Here is an 18,369-nt window from a genome sequence, read left to right on the forward strand (position 1 = left end):
CTCTGACAGGATGACTGGCAGGAGAGCCACATGATTGCCCCCCCCTTGCCGCTGGACGAGCACAGCAGACTGGAGCGACTGCGCGTCCTCGGCCTGCTCGACCGCGAGCCCATCGACCAGCTGGATCGCCTCACCCGGCTCATCACCCGCCATTTCTCGCTGCCCATCGCCATGGTCTCCCTGACCGACGTGAACCGGCAGTGGTTTCTCGCCCGCACCGGCGTCGCACTGTGCGAGATCAGCCGGGAACACTCCTTCTGCGGCCACGCCATCCTGCGCCCCGACATCATGCAGGTGCCGGATGCCAGGCTTGACCCGCGCTTTGCCGACAACCCGCTGGTGACGGACGAGCCCCGCGTGGTCTTCTATGCGGGCCGACCGCTGCGGGCACTGGATGGCGTGGTGCTCGGTACCCTCTGCCTGGTGGATCATGCACCGCGCCACCTCGACGAGGAAGACTGCCGCGATCTCGACGACTTCGGCCACCTGGTGGAGAGCACACTGCACGATCTGGAGCGACGCCATCAGGTACGCAGCCTCAACCAGGTGCTGGAGGACAAGGACCACCTTTTCACCCTCACCTTCAATCAGGCGTCGGTGGGCATGGCCCTTTCTTCGGTCGAAGGACGGTGGCTACGGGCCAACCCGGGGCTGGAACGGCTGCTCGGATACAGCGAACAGGAGATGCTCAGCCGCACCTGGCACGCCATGACCCACCCCGAGGATCTGCCGAGGGAGCTCGCCCTGTTCACTGCACTCCTCGCAGGGCAGCGCCAGGAGTATCGCCTGGAGAAGCGGATGATCCGGGCCGATGGCAGCCTCTGCTGGGTGCAGCTCAGCGTGACCCTGTGCCAGAACCATACCATGGCCCCCCACATGATCGCCGTGTTCGCCGACCTCACGGAGCGCAAGCAGGTCGAAGCCGAGCTGCTGCAACTACAGCAGGGGCTCGAGCAGCAGGTGCGCGAACGCACCCGCGAGCTGTCGAGCACGGTGGAGCAGCTGCATCGTGAGATGCAGGAGCGCGGCACCGTGCAGCAGCGCCTGTGGCAGGAGCAGCGCCGGCTGCAACACATGCTGGAGCACACCAGCAACGCCTTCCTCGAACTCGACGAGACGCTGGTCATCACCGGCTGGAACCCGGCCTCCACCACCCTGCTCGGCTGGCATCCCGAGGAGATGCTGGGGCGCCCCCTGCCCGCCCTGCTCGGCAACGAGCACCCTCTGCTGGCTCATTTGACCCATTCCCAGACCACGCCTCGCCGTCTCGAGTGCGACATAGGTACGCGCGCCGGCCGCCACATCCCGGTCGAGGTGATCGCCGAGCGCTACCAGTTCGACGGCAAGGTGCGCCTCGCCCTGTTCCTGCACGACATCAGCGCACGGCGCCAGGTGCTGGCCGAAATCGAGCGCGGGCGAGCCCGGCTGCGGGCCATCACCGACGGCCTGCCGGTCACCATCAGCATGGTCTCCCCCGAGGGGCGCTACCTGTTTGCCAACCGGGCCTACTGCCGCTACTTCGGGCTGGATCCCGAGCGGATGCGGGAGATGAGCGTGCGGGACGTCATCGGCGAGGAGGCCTATGATCGGGCCATCACTCACCTGGCGCGGGCCGTGGCGGGCGAGCAGGTGAGCTTTGAGAACCGTTTCGAACTGCCCATCGGGCGCCGCGACCTCAGGATCACCATGATCCCGAGTCGTGGCGACGAGCCCGGGGTCTACATCCTCGGCAGCGACATCACCGAGTACAAGGCACTGCAAGACCAGCTGGAGCACGAGGCGGCCCATGACCCCCTCACCGGCCTGCCCAACCGGCGCGCCTTCACCCTGCGCCTCTCCCGTGAGCTGGAACGGGTGCATCAGAACGCCGAGCCCCTGGGCCTGCTGTTCCTCGACCTCGACGGCTTCAAGGGGATCAATGATCGCCTCGGCCACCACGTCGGCGATGCCCTGTTGCAACGCTTCGCCGAGGTGCTCGCGGCCGAGGTGCGCCCTGGCGACATGGTGGCGCGCCTCGCCGGTGACGAGTTCACCATCATACTGCCCGCCCTGCGCCAGCCAGAGCTGGAGCTGCCCGCCCTGTGCGAGCGCCTGCTGGCAGCCATGGCCGTGCCCGCCGACGTGGCCGGCCACCCGCTGCCCCTCGCCGGCAGCATAGGTGGCGCCCTCTGCCGTTCCGGCCAGTACTGCCACATCGACGATCTGCTGCACCGGGCCGACAGCGCCATGTACCGGGCCAAGCAGGCTGGCAAGGGGCGCTTTGCCCTCGAGCTGTGACCGACATGCCAGGGCGCTGACTGACAGACATCAAGAAACAGGGAGGCGTGATGCCTCCCTGCTCGTTTCCCCGCCCCGAGATTTTCTCAGTCCGAGACGATCTCCCAGGAACCGTCCGCGTTCTGGCAAGCGGTACCGAACGCATCCTCCTTTTTGCCCCCGACATTGACGGTCTGCTGGAATTCACGGCAGTAACGACCGTTGTTGCTGGTGCCTTCCCGCACCGCCGTCACCGAACCGTTGGCATTGCCGTCGCTCCAGGTGATGGGATCGTTCAGGGGAGCCGTGGTTGCCCTGACCTGGGCGCTCTCGTGTTCACGCTGCTGCGCTTCATTCAGGTTGTCGAGGATCTTCAGGGTGATGGCGGTGAAGGCCAGCCATTTCCAGGCATCGTTGTCGTCGTAGTAGTTGCCATAGCCCCCGTACCAGTGGCCATAGGGGCGCACCACCACCACGTCGTGATAGACCCGGCGCCGGTTGGGGGGAACGACGATGTGGTTGTGCCGATTGTTGATGATCACGTTATTGCCATGGATGTCGCGACTGTTGTCAAACTTGCGGTGATCGTCGATGTGACGATTCTTGATCTGGTTGCCATCCACATGACGATTCTGAACATGCAACTGACGGTCGCTCGAATGAACCGGGCGGGTCGCCTTGTCCCGCGCCCGCACGTTGCCCCAGCCCTCCTTGAACTTGACCGACTCCCGATTGACCTGGCGCGGCGCGGTATGCTGGCGCACCGCCTTGGGCTGGACCGGTTTGTGCTGTACCGGCCTGTGCTGTGGGACCCTGTGTTGCGTCGCCCTCTGCTGGAGCCTGCCCTCCGCCGCCGCCACCTCCTGCCAGCCCATGGGCACCAGCAGGATGAGCAGCAGCGGGGTCAAAATATGTATTCGTTTCATGGTGTCAGCCTCGTGAGGAGTTGCCCGAAAGTATAGACAGCGCAACCTGGCTGCCACGGACTCTCACGAGGAATAAAAAAACGGCGACCCGAGGTCGCCGTTTTGCGTGAATACCGATGTGGCGGGATCAGTTGTCGCCCAGCAGCACGGAGTCCAGCGCGATTTCGATCATGTCGTTGAAGGTCAGCTGACGCTCTTCGGAGGTGGTCTGCTCACCGGTACGGATATGGTCGGAAACGGTGCAAATGGTCAGCGCCTTGGCACCGTACTCGGCGGCCACGCCGTAGATACCGGCGGCTTCCATCTCGACACCCAGGATGCCGTACTTTTCCATGACGTCGAACATGGAGGGATCCGGGGTGTAGAACAGGTCGGCGGAGAAGATGTTGCCCACGCGCACGGCGACGCCCTTGTTCTTGGCGGCTTGCACGGCATTGGCCACCAGGTCGAAGTCGGCGATGGCGGCGAAGTCGTGATCCTTGAAGCGCAGGCGGTTCACCTTGGAGTCGGTGCAGGCACCCATGCCGATCACCACGTCACGCAGTTTCACGTCTTCACGCACGGCACCGCAGGAGCCCACGCGGATCAGGGTCTTCACGCCGTAGTCGGTGATCAGCTCTTTTGCGTAGATGGAGCAGGACGGGATACCCATGCCGTGGCCCATGACGGAGATGCGACGGCCCTTGTAGGTGCCGGTGAAGCCGTACATGTTGCGCACGTCGCACACCTGCTCGACGTTCTCCAAGAAGGTCTCGGCGATGTACTTGGCACGCAGGGGGTCACCCGGCATCAGCACGGTATCAGCAAAGGCGCCATCTTTCGCATTGATATGAGGAGTTGCCATTCTCTTTATTCCTTCACACTAGGTTGAGTTTTATTGTCTTTATTGGGTTGCCCGCCACCTCGCGGCGGCGGGCCGGTACATTACAGGAAACTGGTGCCGTATTGCAGCTTGGGCAGACCATGGTAAGCCGCGATGCTCTGACCGATGTCGGCAAAGGTCTCGCGACGACCGACGGAGCCCGCCTTGACCGGCTTGCCGTAGAACAGCACCGGAATGTATTCGCGGGTGTGGTCCGTGCCGCTCCAGGTCGGGTCGCAGCCGTGGTCGGCGGTCAGCACCACCACATCGCCCTCCTGCATCACCTCGAACAGCTCAGGCAGACGGGAGTCGAAGTACTCCAGCGCATCGGCGTAGCCCTTCACGTCACGGCGGTGCCCGTAGGAGGAGTCGAAGTCCACGAAGTTGGTGAAGACGATGGTGTTGTCACCGGCGGCTTTCACCTCTTCCAGGGTTCTGTCCCACAGCTCGGCCAGACCAGTGCCTTTCACCTGCTTGGTGATGCCCTGCTGGGCATAGATGTCGGCGATCTTGCCGATGGAGACCACCTGGCCGCCCGCGTCCTTCATGTAGTCCAGCACGGTCGGCGCCGGCGGCAGCACGGAGTAGTCGTGACGGTTGCCGGTGCGCTTGAAGTCGCCCTTGCCACTGCCCACGAACGGACGGGCGATGACGCGGCCGATGTTGTAGGGCTCCAGCAGCTCGCGGACGATGTGGCACAGCTCATAGAGCTTCTCGAGGCCATAGGTCTCTTCGTGGCAGGCGATCTGGAACACGGAGTCGGCAGAGGTATAGAGGATCGGCTTGCCGGTGCGCATGTGCTCTTCGCCCAGATCGTCCAGCACCTGGGTGCCGGAGGCGTGGCAGTTGCCCAGATACCCGGGCAGGCCGGCCTTCTCGACGATGGCGTCCAGCAGCTCCTGCGGGAAGCTGTTGTGGTGATCGTGGAAATAGCCCCACTCGAACAGCACGGGCACGCCGGCAATCTCCCAGTGGCCGGACGGGGTGTCCTTGCCGGAGGAGAGCTCCTGGGCGAAGCCGTAGGCGCCGATCACCTCGATATCTTTCTTCAGGCCGGCCGGGAAGACGCCGCTGGCGAGCTCGCCCGCGTGACCCAGACCCAGCTTGTTGAGGTTCGGCAGGTTGAGAGCGCCACGGCCCTCGATCTCGCCGGCGGCGCAGGCCTTGGCGATATGGCCAAGGGTATTGGCGCCCACATCTCCGAACTTGTCGGCGTCGGCGGCAGCGCCGATACCGAAAGAGTCCATCATCAGAATAAAGGTACGTTTCATGGGACTTCCCCTTGTTACAAATCAGCCAGACCGATGCGACGGTAGACCTCGGGCAGCGCCTCTGGTCGGGTGTCACCGATCTTGACGGCAGCCTGCACCATGCGGGCGGCCTCGGCAAATTGAGCTTCTGTCTGAGCGTGGATCAGGGCGAGCGGCTTGTCAGCCTCGACGCTCTGCCCCAGGCGGATAAAGTCGGTCAGACCGACTGCGTAATCGAGTTTGTCGCCCGCGGCGCGACGGCCACCGCCCATGGCGACCACGGCCAGACCCAGTTCACGGGTATCCATGGCGGTGACGAAACCGGCGTTGGCCGCGTACACCGGGCGTACGATGGCAGCCTTGGGCAGGTAGGCGTCGTAGCGCTCCATGAAGTCGGCGGGGCCACCGAGGCCGGTCACCATGCGACCGAAGATCTCGGCCGCCTTGCCGTTGTCCAGCACGGCCTGCAGCTTGGCACGGGCCTCTTGCTCATCGCGGGCCAGACCGGCGGAGATCAGCATCTCGGCACACAGGGCCATGGTCACTTCGTGGATACGCGGGTTGCGGTATTCACCGGTCAGGTAGCGCACCGCCTCGCGCACTTCCACCGCGTTGCCGGCACTGGAGGCCAGCACCTGGTTCATGTCGGTCAAGAGCGCAGAGGTGCGGCAGCCGGCGCCGTTGGCCACCGCGACTATGCTCTTGGCCAGCTCCTCGGATGCCTCAAAGGTCGGCATAAAGGCGCCGGAGCCCACCTTGACGTCCATCACCAGCGCTTCGAGCCCGGAGGCGAGCTTCTTAGAGAGGATGGAGCCGGTGATCATGGCGATGGATTCGACGGTGGCCGTGATGTCGCGCACCGCATAGATGCGCTTGTCGGCAGGTGCGAGATCGCCGGTCTGGCCGATGATGGCGACACCCGCCTCTTTTACCACTTTCAGGAAGCGGTCGTTGTCTACCGAGGTCTGGTAGCCAGGAATGGCATCCAGCTTGTCCAGGGTACCGCCGGTGTGACCCAGGCCACGGCCGGAGATCATCGGCACGAAACCGCCGCAGGCCGCGACCATGGGGCCCAGCATCAGGGAGACGACGTCACCCACGCCACCGGTGGAGTGCTTGTCGACGATGGGGCCACCCAGATTGAGGTGGTCCCAGGTCAGCACCATGCCGGAGTCGCGCATGGCACAGGTCAGGGCAACCCGCTCATCCATGGTCATGTCTTTGAAGTAGACCGCCATTGCCAGGGCCGCAATCTGGCCCTCGCCGATGGTGTTGTTGGTAATGCCCTGAACGAAGAATTGAATCTCTTGGGTACTGAGCGCTTCACCGTTGCGCTTCTTGCGAATGATTTCTTGAGGCAAAAACATCTTTCATTCCCTCCGTGCGTCACGCACGAACACTGACCGAACAGGATCCGGAGAGGGGGCGGCACACCGCCCCCTGCCGTCGCTTAGTAACCGCTGGTGTTGGCCGGCTTGTCGCCGTGCCCCAGGGTTGCCAGCAGGCTCGCCAGCAGGCTGGAGGCGCCGAAGCGGAAGGTGCGGGCGGATACCCAGTCTTTGCCCAGGATCTCTTCGGCCATGGCCAGATATTGGCCGGCAACGGCGGCGTCTTTCACGCCACCTGCGGGCTTGAAGCCGACGCTCGGGTTCTTGGCCTTGATCACTTCCATCATGATTCTGGCCGCTTCCGGGGTCGCGTTCACCGGCACCTTGCCGGTGGAGGTCTTGATGAAATCGGCACCGGCGTCGATGGAGATCTCGGAGGCGCGGCGGATCAGCGCTTCTTCTTTCAGCTCGCCGGTCTCGATGATCACCTTCAGCAGCACCTTGGCGCCACAGGCTTCCTTACAAGCTTTGACCAGATCGAAGCCGACCTGTTCATTGCCAGCCATGAAGGCACGGTACGGGAAGACCACGTCCACTTCGTCGGCACCATAGGCCACGGCGGCGCGGGTCTCGGCCACGGCGATCTCGATGTCGTCGTTGCCGTGGGGGAAGTTGGTCACGGTCGCAATGCGCACGTCGGCAGCACCGATGTCACGCAGGGTCTTGCGCGCGATGGGGATGAAACGGGGATAGATGCAGACGGCGGCGGTCAGGCCGGCCGGAGACTTGGCCTTGTGGCACAGGTCGATCACCTTCTGATCGGTGTCGTCATCGTTCAGGGTGGTCAGGTCCATCAGGTTCAGGGCGCGTTGGGCGGCCAGTTTCAGATCAGTCATGCTATGTCTCCAAAGTCTTGATAAGCCCCGTCCCTCCACGATCGGCCGTCACCGGACACCAAGGTCGGCAAGGAGCGATCCCGGCGCAACGGGATATGGAATTGCAGCGCAAGTGCACAGGCAATACGGCTGCAAATTAGGCAAGAGCCCTGTCACTTTCTTACAAAAGTGCGGACTTGGTTCCATGAAGACTTGAGAAAGGCAGACAAGGTCTGACCCGACTTCCCAATCAATTCCATTTGACCGCCAACACCCGGATGCACCGGGCATTAGTCAATGCCAGCACCCTGCTGGCATCGCCTATTTCAGCCGAGATACCCCGTGTTTGCAAGCCGGATTTGCCAATTTCAGAGGTATCTCACATCCGGCAAACCCAGCACTGACAGGTGCTTACGAGAAGAAGCGGGTCAGGATCCAGGAGTAGGCAATCCCCCCCAGATACACCCCCACAATCCCCATTACCCCGGACAGTACGGGGGGCGCCGGGATCGGCAACTTGAGGAAAGAAAACAACACCCCAACGATAAAGCCGGCGGCCATTGCCAGTAGCACTTCGTTCATAGAACCTCCGATTTGACTCATTTTATTATTAGTCTAGAAAGGAAAACGGTTGTCACCGCCCCAAACGAGAACGCCACAGCTTTTCGCTGTGGCGTTCGTCTTTACCCTGACAGTCAGGCGATATTACATGCCGGACAGCGCCAGGAAGAAGCCTGCGATGGTCGCAGACATCAGGTTGGACAGAGAACCTGCCAGTACGGCCTTCAGACCGAACTTGGCGATGGTGCCGCGACGGTTCGGTGCCATGGAACCCAGACCACCGAGCAGAATGGCGACGGAGGACAGGTTGGCGAAGCCACACAGGGCGAAGGAGATGATGGCCTTGGTGTGCTCGGACATGGCCACGCCATTGATCAGCACTTCGTCCTTCAGATAGGGGGCAAAGTTCAGGTACGCCACGAACTCGTTGACGACCAGCTTCTGACCGATGAAGGAACCGGCAACGACGGCTTCACTCCAGGGCACACCGATCAGGAAGGCCAGCGGGGAGAACAGCCAGCCCAGCAGCAGTTCCAGGGAGAGCTGCGGATAACCGAACCAGCCACCCACACCGGAGAAGATGCCGTTGATCATGGCGATCAGGCCGATGAAGGCCAGCAGCATGGCGCCGACGTTCAGGGCCAGCTGCAGACCGGCGGAAGCACCGGCGGCGGCGGCGTCGATCACGTTGGCCGGCTTGTCGTCCAGCTCGCTCTCGGCGCTGCTCTCGTCGTAGCTCGGGGTCTCGGTTTCCGGTACCAGCAGCTTGGCGAACAGCAGACCACCCGGTGCAGCCATGAAGGAGGCCGCGATCAGGTATTCCATCTTGACGCCCATGGAGGCGTAACCGGCCAGCACGGAACCGGCAACGGAGGCCAGGCCACCACACATGACGGCGAACAGCTCGGAGTCGGTCATCTTGGAGATGAAGGGACGCACCACCAGCGGCGCTTCGGTCTGACCGACGAAGATGTTGGCAGTCGCGGACAGGGATTCAGTACGGGAGGTGCCCAGTACTTTCTGCAGGCCACCGCCCAGCAGTTTGATCACCCACTGCATGATGCCGAGGTAGTAGAGCACCGCGATCAGGGAAGAGAAGAAGATGATAACGGGCAGGACGCGGAAGGCGAAGACGAAGCCACCGCCACCGAACACTTCAAACATCTTGTTGCCAACCAGACCACCAAACAGGAACTCGATGCCGTTCTGGCCATAGCCGATGACGCTGGAAACGGCGTCAGATACACCCACCAGGATGTCGCGACCAACCGGGACGTACAGCACGAAAGCCCCCAGGCCGGCCTGAATGGCAAAGGCGCCGCCTACGGTACGTATTTTGATTGCCTTGCGGTTGCTGGAGAACAGCACCGCAATCAGGATGAGCGTCGCCATCCCTACCAGACCCATTATCAGATTCATTATTAATACTTCCTCTTTAGTAGCACCTGCCAGCTTGTTAACGATTTGTGTATTGAAGCCGCTAATCAAGGGTGCGCATTATACTAATTACGGTGCGACAAAATAGAATACTGGTCACATTTTATAAGCCGGAAACGGACCGGACATCGTTTAATTAGACCGAAAACGATTTTTATGGGTTTGGTTTTTTACCACACCGGCATCAATAGTTAATCATATGTTAATTTGGTGATTTTTCAGCGGGAACAGTTTTTGGGTGGATTCATGTAACACCGAAATAACATCTGCCAGCGGCTGCTGGCGCAACTGCGCCAGCAAGGCGGCGATCTCCGGCAGACTGGCCGGGGTATTGGTCTCCCCCTGTCGTCCCTGCAGCGGCATGTCGGGGGCATCGGTCTCCAGCAGCAGGGCCTCCAGCGGCATGGCTCGCACCGCTTCCCTTGTCTTGTTGGCTCTCTCATAACTGATGACCCCCCCTATCCCCAGCCGAAACCCCAGCAGCCAGAAGGCCTCAGCCTGCTGAAGGGAGCCGCTGAAGGCATGAATGACGCCCCCTTGCGCCGGTTTGAAGCGCCGCAGGATCCTGGCAACCGTGTCATTGGCACGCACCGAGTGAACGATGAGGGGCAGTTCATGGGCCATGGCCAACCTCACCTGCGCCTCGAATGCCTCGACCTGCCCTTCCTGAGGTACCTGGCTGCGCAGATCCAGTCCGCACTCGCCCACCGCCACCAGTCCCCGGGGCCGGCTTGCCAGCAGGGCGGCCAGCCTGTCCAGCGCCCCCTCCGTCTGGGCCCCCACGTACCAGGGGTGGATCCCCAGGCCATAACGGATACTGTCGTGGCTCCCTGCCAATGCCATCACCCTGGCCCAGTTCTCTTCCCCCACGGCGGGGATGATGTACTCGCCCACCCCCAGCTGGTTCCACTGATTCAGCAATGCCTCACGCTCGGTATCGAAGACGGGAAAATCCAGGTGGCAGTGGGTATCTATCAGTTTCATGTCGCGCTTACCTGTCGGTCGTACTCAATGGGTGCATCTCATGCCACAACGCATCTCCCGCAGCCTCATGCCGGAACTTGTCATGCCGGTACCGGGGATCCTGGCTGTCACCACCCTCCCCACATCATCAACGTCCAGAGCGATGCCCTCAAAAGCCATTTCTCGGTGACGGCGGACAGCTCGCCCATGCCGGCCGGGCTGGTCCAGGTGAAGGAGGAACCGCTGTCCTTCTATCACTTTAGCGCCCTGGGGACGCAGAACCTCGACATCAACGGCATCATTGGTGCCGTGACCGGCCAGTATCCGTGAGTGACGCCTCCTCCCTTTGCTTTGGCGCCTGCTCATCCTGCTCGCGGCGCACCGGTGTGCAGCAGCGCCGGTTCTCAGGAATGAGTCCCCACTCCTCACACCAGGCATCGTAGCGAGCGAGCCAACGCAGCAATATCCCCTTCATGAACGCCTCCTTGTTTCGATTGCTTACTGACACAGCCTGCCCCAGACGCGTTCCCCGTGCCAGCGTCACGGGGCCAGCGGCGTCATGCTTCGCCCAACGGCAGCAGCAGGCCCATGGTGATCTCGTCCACATAGCCCTCGTCCAGTCGATACGCCTGCCGTCTCAGCCCCTCATCCATGAAACCGCACTTGCGGTAAAGGGCGTGGGCCACCTCGTTGTGCACCATCACGCCCAGCTCCAGCCGCTGGAGGCCGCACCCCGGCGCGGCGGCGATCAGGGTCTGCAGCAGGCGCTCTCCCCAACCCTGGCCCCGCGCCCCCGTCAGCAGCCCCATCACTACCAGGGCGCAGTGCCGGTTGCGTCGCAGCGCGCCCCCCATCATCACCGCAACCCCCTGCACTTCCCCGTCCAAAACGAGGATCCAGAGGCGTTGATTGGTGCTGGCTACCATGGCGGCCAGACGCTGGCGTTGCCCTTCGATATCCGAGGGGCGCTCTCCCGCCTCATACAGCATGAAGCGGGTCTCCCCATCCAGTTGCCGGAAGAAGTGATCCAGGACGGCGGCATCCTCCACCCCGGCCAAACGAATGCTCATATCGGGCCTCCAGCCGATCGACCCCGGGCCGACCATAAAAAAACGACTCCATTTGGAGTCGCTTTTATCAGAGCCATCTGGCTAATGCCATGCCTCCATGGCGAGGCTGCCTCCCAGCCAGGCCTGATCAGCCTTTCGCCGGCAGGCTCAGACGGGCGACCGCCTCCACGTGCATGGAGTGCGGGAACATGTCCACCGGCTGCACCTCGTCCAGCACGAAGCCCTGCTTGACCAGCCAGGCGAGATCCCGGGCCAGGGTCTGGGGGTTACAGGAGACATAGACCAGCCGGCGCGGCGCCATGGCCACCAGGGTCTGCAGCACCGCCTTGTCGCAACCCTTGCGGGGCGGGTCCATTACCACCACATCGGCGCTCACCCCGTCGGCATGCAGCACGGGCATCAGCTGCTCGGCCTTACCCACGTGGAACTCGGTGTGCTCGATGCCGTTGAGAGCCGCATTGCGGCGGGCATCGCTGATGGCGCTCTCCACCGACTCGATCCCCACCACCTTGGCAGCCTTGCCTGCCAGGAAGAGGGAGATGGTGCCGATGCCGCAATAGATGTCGAACACCGTCTCGCTGCCGGTCAGCTCGCAATACTCCAGCGCCTTGGAGTAGAGCACGTCGGTCTGGCTCGGGTTGTTCTGGAAGAAGGAGAGCGGCGAGATCTCGAACTCGAGGTCGTGGATCTTGTCGCGGATCACCCCTTCCCCCAGCAGCACCCGGTTGGTCGCGCCAAGAATGCGGTTGGTACGCTCGTCATTGATGTTCTGCACCAGGGTGGTGATGGGCAGATCGCTCAGGGCGGCCAGCAACTCCGCTTCGAACGGCAGATCCTCGCCCAGGGTCACCAGCACGACCATCAGCTCGCCGCTCTTGAAACCCTTGCGGGTCATCAGGTTGCGCACGCAGCCGGTGTGGTTGACCTCGTCATAGGCCGCGATGTCGTGCGCGCGCATCCACTGGCGCACCCGGGCATTCAACTCCACATGGAGCGGATCCTGCACCGCACAGTCGTCGGCGGTGATGAGGTCGTGGGAGTGCTTGCGATAGAAGCCGATCTCGGCCCCCGCCTCGCTGCCGCGCACGGCGTACTGGGCCTTGTTGCGATAGGCGAACGGGCTCTCCATGCCGAGGATGGGGTTGACCGGGGTCTCACCCAGACCAGCCTGCTCGAGCGCCTGCTGCACCATAGTCTGCTTGAGGGCGAGCTGGGCCGGATAGGCCAGCGGGCGCACCTGGCAGCCGCCGCATTCGGTGTTGGGGCAAAAATCGGCGACCCTGTCGGCAGACGGCTGGGTCAGCTCCACCAGCTTGCCGTGCAGGTAGTTGGGCTTGACCTCGGTCAACTCGACCAGCGCCTGCTCACCGGGCAGCAGACCCTCGACAAACAGGGGGCGATCGAACAGGCGACCCTTGCCATCCCCCTTGTCGGTCAGTTCCAGAATATCGATCTGATGTTGGTGTCCCACTAACGGCATGAGCGGCTCCGAAGGCATAAAAGAAGGGGGCGACGGGGCGGATCCGGCGGCCCCGAATAAAAGGGTGGCAGAGTTTAGCGAAGATCTGCCCAAAATGCAGGCACAAAACCGCCTCGTCAGGCAAATATCGGCGGGAACTGCTCCCCCGGCCCCGATGGCGGCCCGTTGCCGCCATAAAAAAACCGCCGGACGGTGCCGGCGGTCTCGAATCCTGGATCACGGGATCACAAGCTGTAGGCTTTCTCGCCATGGCTGGTCACGTCCAACCCTTCCCGCTCCGCATCTTCCTTCACCCGCAGGCCGATCAGCAGGTCCACCAGCTTGTAGGCCACGGCAGAGACCAGCGCGGTCCAGACCACAGTCACCAGCACGCCGATGACTTGCACTTTCACCTGGGCCAGGATGGAGTAACCTTCGGCCACCTGGTTGGTCACATAGTCCCACACCCCGGTACCACCGAGATCCGGACTGGCGAATACGCCGGTCAGCACGGCCCCCAGGATCCCGCACACTCCGTGCAGGCCGAACACGTCCAGGCTGTCATCGGCCCCCAGCAGGCGCTTGAGACCGTGTACGCCCCACAGGCCGGCAACGCCGCTCAGCAGGCCGATGATGAGGGCGCCCCCCACACCGACGAAGCCGGCTGCGGGGGTGATGGCGACCAGGCCAGCCACGGCACCGGAGACCGCCCCCAGCAGGGAGGGGCGCCCCTTCATCGCCCACTCGGCAAAGGTCCAGGAGAGCGCAGCACTGGCTGGCGCGATCCAGGTGTTGGCGAAGGCCAGGGCCGCCGTGCCGTTGGCTTCCAGGGAGGAGCCGGCGTTGAAACCGAACCAGCCGAACCAGAGCAGGGCGCCGCCGATCATGGTCATGGTCAGGCTGTGGGGCGTCATGGGGTCACGACCGTACCCAACCCGCTTGCCGACCATGAAGGCCCCCACCAGGCCGGCCACCGCCGCGTTGATGTGCACTACGGTGCCGCCCGCGAAATCCAGGGCGCCGTGCTGGAACAGATAGCCCGCGGTCGCCCCAGCCGCCTCGGCAGCGGCGGCATCCGTGTAGGCATCCGGGCCGGCCCAGTACCACACCATGTGCGCCATCGGAATGTAGGCGAAGGTGAACCAGATCACCGAGAACAGCAGCACGGCAGAGAACTTCATCCGTTCGGCGAAACCACCGACGATGAGCCCGCAGGTGATGGCAGCAAAGGCCCCCTGGAACACCACATAGATGAACTCGCTGATCCCCACCCCCTTGTTGAAGGTGGCGGCGATGGAGTCCGGCGTCACCCCGGCCAGCAGCACCTTGTCAAAGGAGCCGTAGAAGGCGCCGCCCTCGGTAAAGGCCAGTGAATAGCCGTAGATCACCCAGAGAACGGTGATGAGACAGAACAGGGTGAAGACCTGCATCAGCACGCTCAGCATATTCTTGGCGCGCACCAGACCGCCATAGAAGAGGGCGAGCCCGGGAACGGACATCAGGATCACCAGAGCCGCCGCCACCATCAGCCAGGTATTGTCCCCCTTGTTGATGGTCACGGTTGCCGCCTGTACCACATCGGCCTGCGCGGCCACCTCTTCGGCCCAGCCAGGGGCGGCCATGGTGGCGCTCAACGCCAGCAGGCCAGTCATTACGAGTCTCTTGAACATACAGCCCTCTCCTTGTCGTCCCGGCATCCGGGTCCATTTCCTGATTTGAATTCCATTCCTGATCATCACCCGTCCTGTTCATTCCGCTTGCCAGGTACCACCCGGGGATGAGGTCGCAGACTTGTGATGGCGACATGACATGGGCAAAAGCATAAAGCAGGCCAACAAAAATTTTCATTTAAATTCAATTTCTTATATCTAAATGATGACTTTAATGCACCATATTGGCGCACCATGCCCCGCAACGGAGGGAAAATCGCACTTTGGCTGTGCATCGCTGGAAGAGTGCACCAGGATGACTCAATCCCCCGGGGAAAGTGTCATCCCGGGATATGGGACAGGGGGCCTTGCATACCACCAGGACGCGAAGCTGATGCCCCATTGTTGCGGCACAAGGTTGGGCGGAAGCGAGGAGCGGGATGGTCGGGCAAGTCGTCATCCACTTGCCTGGGTCATGAAGAGCGGGAATGTGGTGACATAAGATGGGGTGCGTCCGGCCACACAGGCCAAGTCGAACGGGGAAGCAGACGCCTCGGGAGAATGATCTTTCCCCCCTGGATGGAATGATGAGCAGCCGCCCATGGTGTGGCGCCAGAAAAACATAAGGCCACCCGTTTGGGTGGCCTTATGTCATTGAATTTGTTGATGGTGCCCGGGGTCGGACTCGAACCGACACGTATTGCTACGGCGGATTTTGAATCCGCTGCGTCTACCGATTTCGCCACCCGGGCAACTGCGAGGGATTATACGAATGGCGTTTTGGCATGCAAGGTGTTTTTCTTTCGCCCACTGTTGTTTGCTCATTTATTCAACGCCTTGCCGATGCAGGATCTGTTACATAGAATGCCCGCATCATATTAATGGAATAATCACCATGGCCAAGCGCAAGACCCCCTCCTCTCTCCAGCCCCCTCCCCATCGACACCCATCGGCCGGCCTGCTGCGACGCCTGGGTGCACTGCTCTACGACTATCTGGTGGTCATCGCTCTCCTGATCATCGCCGGCTTCATCGGCATGGGGGTAGCGCAACTCCTGCTGGCTACCGGCATGGCGACCGTCCCCGAGGGCAAGGATGCGTCCTGGCTGCTCACCAGCCCCCTCTACAGCGCCTGGCTGGCCCTGGTGATCTGTGGTTTCTACACCTGGTTCTGGACCCGCGCCGGTCAGACCATCGGCATGCGCGCCTGGCGGCTGCGCATCCAGAATCTGGACGGCAGCAATATCCGTATCACTCAGGCCCTGATCCGGCTCGCCACCTCGGCCTTTGGCCTTGGCAACCTGCTCTGCGTGTTCAACCGCGCCCGCCCCCGCGCCTTCCAGGACATCTGGGCCGAGTGCGAGGTGGTGGTATTGAGCAAGGAGGAGAACCTGGAACAGCTGAACAAGTGACCGGAGCCTGCACGCAATAGAAAGAGGGCACCCTGGGGTGCCCTCTTTGCATCTGCTGGTATCACATGGCCGCGAGCATGGCGGACGCCGCAGTGCTCCCGGCCACCGTTACTGCTTGCGGCTCAGGATATAGAAGGAGATGCCACCGAACAGCAGGCTGGGGGCGATGGCCGCCAGTATGGGAGGCACCGCATAGACCAGACTGACGGGGCCAAAGACCCGGTCGCTCACATAGACGGCGAAGCCTGTCATGATCCCCATCAGCATCCGCGCGCCCATGCTCACCGAGCGCAGCGGGCCGAAGATGAAGGAGGAGGCCAGCAGTATCATGGCCACCACGGAGAGGGGGGACAGCAGCTTGCGCCACATTTCAAGCTTGTAGCGTCCGGCATCCTGCTTGTTGGCATCCAGATAGCCGATGTAGTCCATCAGTCCGGAGACGGGCAGGTTCTCGGGATCTATGCTGACCACCCCGAGCTGCTTGGGGGTCAGCTCTGACTGCCACTCCATCTGGGGATGCTGCTCGGTCACTATCTGCGTGGGATCGTCAAACCGGGTGACAGAGATATTGTTGAGCCGCCAGTGGTGTTGCTCGAACACCCCTTCCTGCGCCTGCACCACGTCGATCAGATCACGGGAGGGGGTGAAACGATAGAGGATAATACCGGTCAGGGCGCCGTCGTTGCGTACCCCGTTGATGCTGACGAAGTTGTTGCCATCCCGCGCCCAGACCCCGTAGGCGGAGACGGTCAGGCGCCCCTCCGACATGGCGCCCGCCTTGATGTCATCGGCCATCCGCTTGGCGGCCGGAGCAACGTACTCTCCCATCAGCCCCACCAGCAGCATCAAGGGGATCGCCGTCTTGAGTGCCGCCATGACGATGCTGATCTTGGAGCGACCGGCCGCCTGCATCACTACCAGCTCGGAGCTGGTCGCGAGCTGGCCCAGACCAATCAGACCGCCCAGCAGTGCTGCCAACGGGAAGAAGAGCACGGCCTCCTTGGGCATGGAGAGCATCACGAAGTAGAGGGCGTTGAGCATGTCATAGTTGCCCTCCCCCACGGCCTTCAGCTGTTCCACGTACTTGATGAGCGCTGCCAACCCGACCAGGGTCAGCTCGCACAGCAGGATCGACATGAAGATGACCCGGCCGATATATCTGTCGAGAATGCCGAACATCAGCAGAAACTCCTATGTTGCAGCATCATGCTGACTTTCTCTGGAAGAAGTGACCCTTGACCCCGTTCCACCAGCTGGTGCCCTGCAGGTTGAGCGGCAACCCGATCAGCAGCAGATAGACCAGCGGCACCAGGAACATGCCGGGCCAGTGGGGCAGACGCCCGCTGTCGATGGCCGAGCGGGCGGCGCTGAGCAGCAGGAAGTAGGAGAGATAGAGCAGGATGGCCGGCAGCAGCTTGGCATAACGCCCCTGGCGGGGGTTGACCCTGGCCATCGGCACCACCAGGAAGGTGAGCACCAGGATGGAGAGCGGCAACGACAGACGCCACTGCAGCTCGGCCATCAGCTGGTTGTCCTGGGTGCCGAGCAGTTCCATGGTCGGCTTGGCCGCCGCCTTGCGGTTGGAACGCTCCATCTCCTGCTGGCGGATCACCAGGCTGTACTCGGCAAACTCGGAGACCTGGAACTGGCGGGTGCCGAAACGCCCCTCGTAGCGGGAGCCATCCTTCAGGGTCAGCCACTGCAGTCCGTTGTCGTCCACCGTGACCACCCCTTCCGTCGCCACTACCACGGAGGGAGGGGACGTTCCTTCTGCCCGTTGCAGCACGAAGATCTTCTGCAGCTCGGAGCCCTTGTCGTTCAGATCCTGGATGTAGGCGACCAGACGCCCCTTGTCGAGCTCCATGAATCGGCCAGCCTGCAGGAAGGAGATGCCCGGATCGGCCTTGAATTCGTCGATTACCTGGTACTCGCGCTCCTTGGCCTGGGGGGCAATCCAGCCGGTGTTGAATGCCGCGACAGCCGCCGTCAGCAGGGCCAGCACCATGGCACTCCCCATGATGAAACGGTGGCTGAAGCCCACCGCGTGCATCACCGTCATCTCGCTTTCTGCGTACAGACGACCGTGAGCAAACAGAATGGCTAAAAACAGACTGATCGGCAGCATCAACAGGGCCATATTCGGCAGGTTGAGCAGCAAGAGGGTGGACACCAGGCGCGTCGGCACCTCGCCATCGGCGGCGTCGCCGATGATCTGGATGAATTGCTGGCTGACGAAGATAAGCAGCAGTACGAAGAGCACCGCCAGCTGGGTTTTCAGGGTCTCCCTGAACAAATATCGGAAAACGATCACAGTCATTCCCA

16 protein-coding genes and 1 tRNA gene are annotated in these 18,369 nt (G+C 62.3%); 3 read left to right on the top strand and 14 right to left on the bottom strand.

Annotated elements, in window-relative coordinates; translation table 11 throughout:
* Positions 1-30: 30 nt before the first annotated feature.
* On the top strand, positions 31-2,277 hold the full coding sequence (locus tag BN1136_RS18160; RefSeq protein WP_043757475.1) for a sensor domain-containing diguanylate cyclase: 2,247 nt from the start codon (positions 31-33) through the stop codon (positions 2,275-2,277).
* Between the two features lie 86 nt (positions 2,278-2,363).
* Here the strand turns inward: BN1136_RS18160 and BN1136_RS18165 are convergent, their stop codons facing one another.
* From BN1136_RS18165 to BN1136_RS18200, 8 genes are all read right to left on the bottom strand, one after another.
* The gene (locus tag BN1136_RS18165; protein WP_231557908.1) at positions 2,364-3,182 is read right to left on the bottom strand and encodes an RT0821/Lpp0805 family surface protein; all 819 of its coding nucleotides are present in this window, start codon (positions 3,180-3,182) and stop codon (positions 2,364-2,366) included.
* A gap of 127 nt (positions 3,183-3,309) precedes the next feature.
* Entirely contained in the window at positions 3,310-4,026 is a 717-nt protein-coding gene (deoD, locus tag BN1136_RS18170; RefSeq protein WP_043757474.1) for a purine-nucleoside phosphorylase, read from the bottom strand.
* A gap of 80 nt (positions 4,027-4,106) precedes the next feature.
* Positions 4,107-5,315, bottom strand: a complete 1,209-nt coding sequence (locus tag BN1136_RS18175; RefSeq protein ID WP_043757472.1) for a phosphopentomutase — start codon at positions 5,313-5,315, stop codon at positions 4,107-4,109.
* Between the two features lie 14 nt (positions 5,316-5,329).
* Entirely contained in the window at positions 5,330-6,661 is a 1,332-nt protein-coding gene (gene deoA / locus BN1136_RS18180) for a thymidine phosphorylase (RefSeq protein ID WP_043757469.1), read from the bottom strand.
* Between the two features lie 83 nt (positions 6,662-6,744).
* On the bottom strand, positions 6,745-7,518 hold the full coding sequence (deoC, locus tag BN1136_RS18185; protein WP_043757466.1) for a deoxyribose-phosphate aldolase: 774 nt from the start codon (positions 7,516-7,518) through the stop codon (positions 6,745-6,747).
* 390 nt (positions 7,519-7,908) lie between these two features.
* On the bottom strand, positions 7,909-8,079 hold the full coding sequence (locus tag BN1136_RS18190) for a XapX domain-containing protein (RefSeq protein WP_010673027.1): 171 nt from the start codon (positions 8,077-8,079) through the stop codon (positions 7,909-7,911).
* Between the two features lie 123 nt (positions 8,080-8,202).
* Complete coding sequence (locus tag BN1136_RS18195) at positions 8,203-9,477, bottom strand: NupC/NupG family nucleoside CNT transporter (protein WP_043757461.1); 1,275 nt, start codon at positions 9,475-9,477, stop codon at positions 8,203-8,205.
* A gap of 213 nt (positions 9,478-9,690) precedes the next feature.
* Complete coding sequence (locus tag BN1136_RS18200) at positions 9,691-10,479, bottom strand: TatD family hydrolase (RefSeq protein ID WP_043757459.1); 789 nt, start codon at positions 10,477-10,479, stop codon at positions 9,691-9,693.
* Here BN1136_RS18200 and BN1136_RS20325 point away from each other — a divergent pair.
* On the top strand, positions 10,453-10,788 hold the full coding sequence (locus BN1136_RS20325; RefSeq protein ID WP_156135315.1) for a hypothetical protein: 336 nt from the start codon (positions 10,453-10,455) through the stop codon (positions 10,786-10,788). The genes BN1136_RS18200 and BN1136_RS20325 overlap by 27 nt on opposite strands.
* Before the next feature lie 227 nt (positions 10,789-11,015).
* Here BN1136_RS20325 and BN1136_RS18205 read toward each other — a convergent pair whose 3' ends face one another.
* From BN1136_RS18205 to BN1136_RS18220, 4 genes are all read right to left on the bottom strand, one after another.
* Positions 11,016-11,528 (bottom strand): GNAT family N-acetyltransferase, encoded by a 513-nt coding sequence (locus BN1136_RS18205; protein WP_043757456.1) that lies wholly within the window; start codon positions 11,526-11,528, stop codon positions 11,016-11,018.
* A 127-nt stretch (positions 11,529-11,655) separates the two neighbouring features.
* On the bottom strand, positions 11,656-13,008 hold the full coding sequence (rlmD, locus tag BN1136_RS18210) for a 23S rRNA (uracil(1939)-C(5))-methyltransferase RlmD (protein WP_043757452.1): 1,353 nt from the start codon (positions 13,006-13,008) through the stop codon (positions 11,656-11,658).
* Positions 13,009-13,232: 224 nt separating this feature from the next.
* Positions 13,233-14,657, bottom strand: coding sequence for an ammonium transporter (amt, locus tag BN1136_RS18215; protein ID WP_043757450.1), 1,425 nt, complete (start codon positions 14,655-14,657; stop codon positions 13,233-13,235).
* Between the two features lie 646 nt (positions 14,658-15,303).
* Positions 15,304-15,388, bottom strand: a tRNA-Leu gene (locus BN1136_RS18220).
* Between the two features lie 143 nt (positions 15,389-15,531).
* Here BN1136_RS18220 and BN1136_RS18225 point away from each other — a divergent pair.
* Positions 15,532-16,047 (top strand): RDD family protein, encoded by a 516-nt coding sequence (locus tag BN1136_RS18225; RefSeq protein ID WP_043757449.1) that lies wholly within the window; start codon positions 15,532-15,534, stop codon positions 16,045-16,047.
* Positions 16,048-16,155: 108 nt separating this feature from the next.
* Here BN1136_RS18225 and lptG read toward each other — a convergent pair whose 3' ends face one another.
* A complete protein-coding gene (gene lptG / locus BN1136_RS18230; RefSeq protein WP_043757446.1) occupies positions 16,156-17,226 on the bottom strand; it encodes an LPS export ABC transporter permease LptG in 1,071 nt (356 codons plus the stop codon).
* Positions 17,227-17,251: 25 nt separating this feature from the next.
* A complete protein-coding gene (lptF, locus tag BN1136_RS18235) occupies positions 17,252-18,364 on the bottom strand; it encodes an LPS export ABC transporter permease LptF (protein WP_043757443.1) in 1,113 nt (370 codons plus the stop codon).
* Between the last annotated feature and the right edge of the window lie 5 nt (positions 18,365-18,369).

The organism is Aeromonas taiwanensis (assembly GCF_000820165.1).
Classification (GTDB): domain Bacteria; phylum Pseudomonadota; class Gammaproteobacteria; order Enterobacterales; family Aeromonadaceae; genus Aeromonas; species Aeromonas taiwanensis.

Excerpts from the sequence above, each read along its gene's own strand:
- BN1136_RS18175 (WP_043757472.1), bottom strand. The coding sequence starts at position 5,315 with ATGAAACGTACCTTTATTCTGATGATGGACTCTTTCGGTATCGGCGCT.
- deoA (WP_043757469.1), bottom strand. The coding sequence starts at position 6,661 with ATGTTTTTGCCTCAAGAAATCATTCGCAAGAAGCGCAACGGTGAAGCG.
- amt (WP_043757450.1), bottom strand. The coding sequence starts at position 14,657 with ATGTTCAAGAGACTCGTAATGACTGGCCTGCTGGCGTTGAGCGCCACC.
- rlmD (WP_043757452.1), bottom strand. The coding sequence starts at position 13,008 with ATGCCGTTAGTGGGACACCAACATCAGATCGATATTCTGGAACTGACC.
- deoD (WP_043757474.1), bottom strand. The coding sequence starts at position 4,026 with ATGGCAACTCCTCATATCAATGCGAAAGATGGCGCCTTTGCTGATACC.
- deoC (WP_043757466.1), bottom strand. The coding sequence starts at position 7,518 with ATGACTGATCTGAAACTGGCCGCCCAACGCGCCCTGAACCTGATGGAC.
- BN1136_RS18200 (WP_043757459.1), bottom strand. The coding sequence starts at position 10,479 with ATGAAACTGATAGATACCCACTGCCACCTGGATTTTCCCGTCTTCGAT.
- BN1136_RS18195 (WP_043757461.1), bottom strand. The coding sequence starts at position 9,477 with ATGAATCTGATAATGGGTCTGGTAGGGATGGCGACGCTCATCCTGATT.
- BN1136_RS18225 (WP_043757449.1), top strand. The coding sequence starts at position 15,532 with ATGGCCAAGCGCAAGACCCCCTCCTCTCTCCAGCCCCCTCCCCATCGA.
- BN1136_RS18165 (WP_231557908.1), bottom strand. The coding sequence starts at position 3,182 with ATGAAACGAATACATATTTTGACCCCGCTGCTGCTCATCCTGCTGGTG.
- lptF (WP_043757443.1), bottom strand. The coding sequence starts at position 18,364 with ATGACTGTGATCGTTTTCCGATATTTGTTCAGGGAGACCCTGAAAACC.
- BN1136_RS18205 (WP_043757456.1), bottom strand. The coding sequence starts at position 11,528 with ATGAGCATTCGTTTGGCCGGGGTGGAGGATGCCGCCGTCCTGGATCAC.
- BN1136_RS18190 (WP_010673027.1), bottom strand. The coding sequence starts at position 8,079 with ATGAACGAAGTGCTACTGGCAATGGCCGCCGGCTTTATCGTTGGGGTG.
- lptG (WP_043757446.1), bottom strand. The coding sequence starts at position 17,226 with ATGTTCGGCATTCTCGACAGATATATCGGCCGGGTCATCTTCATGTCG.
- BN1136_RS18160 (WP_043757475.1), top strand. The coding sequence starts at position 31 with ATGATTGCCCCCCCCTTGCCGCTGGACGAGCACAGCAGACTGGAGCGA.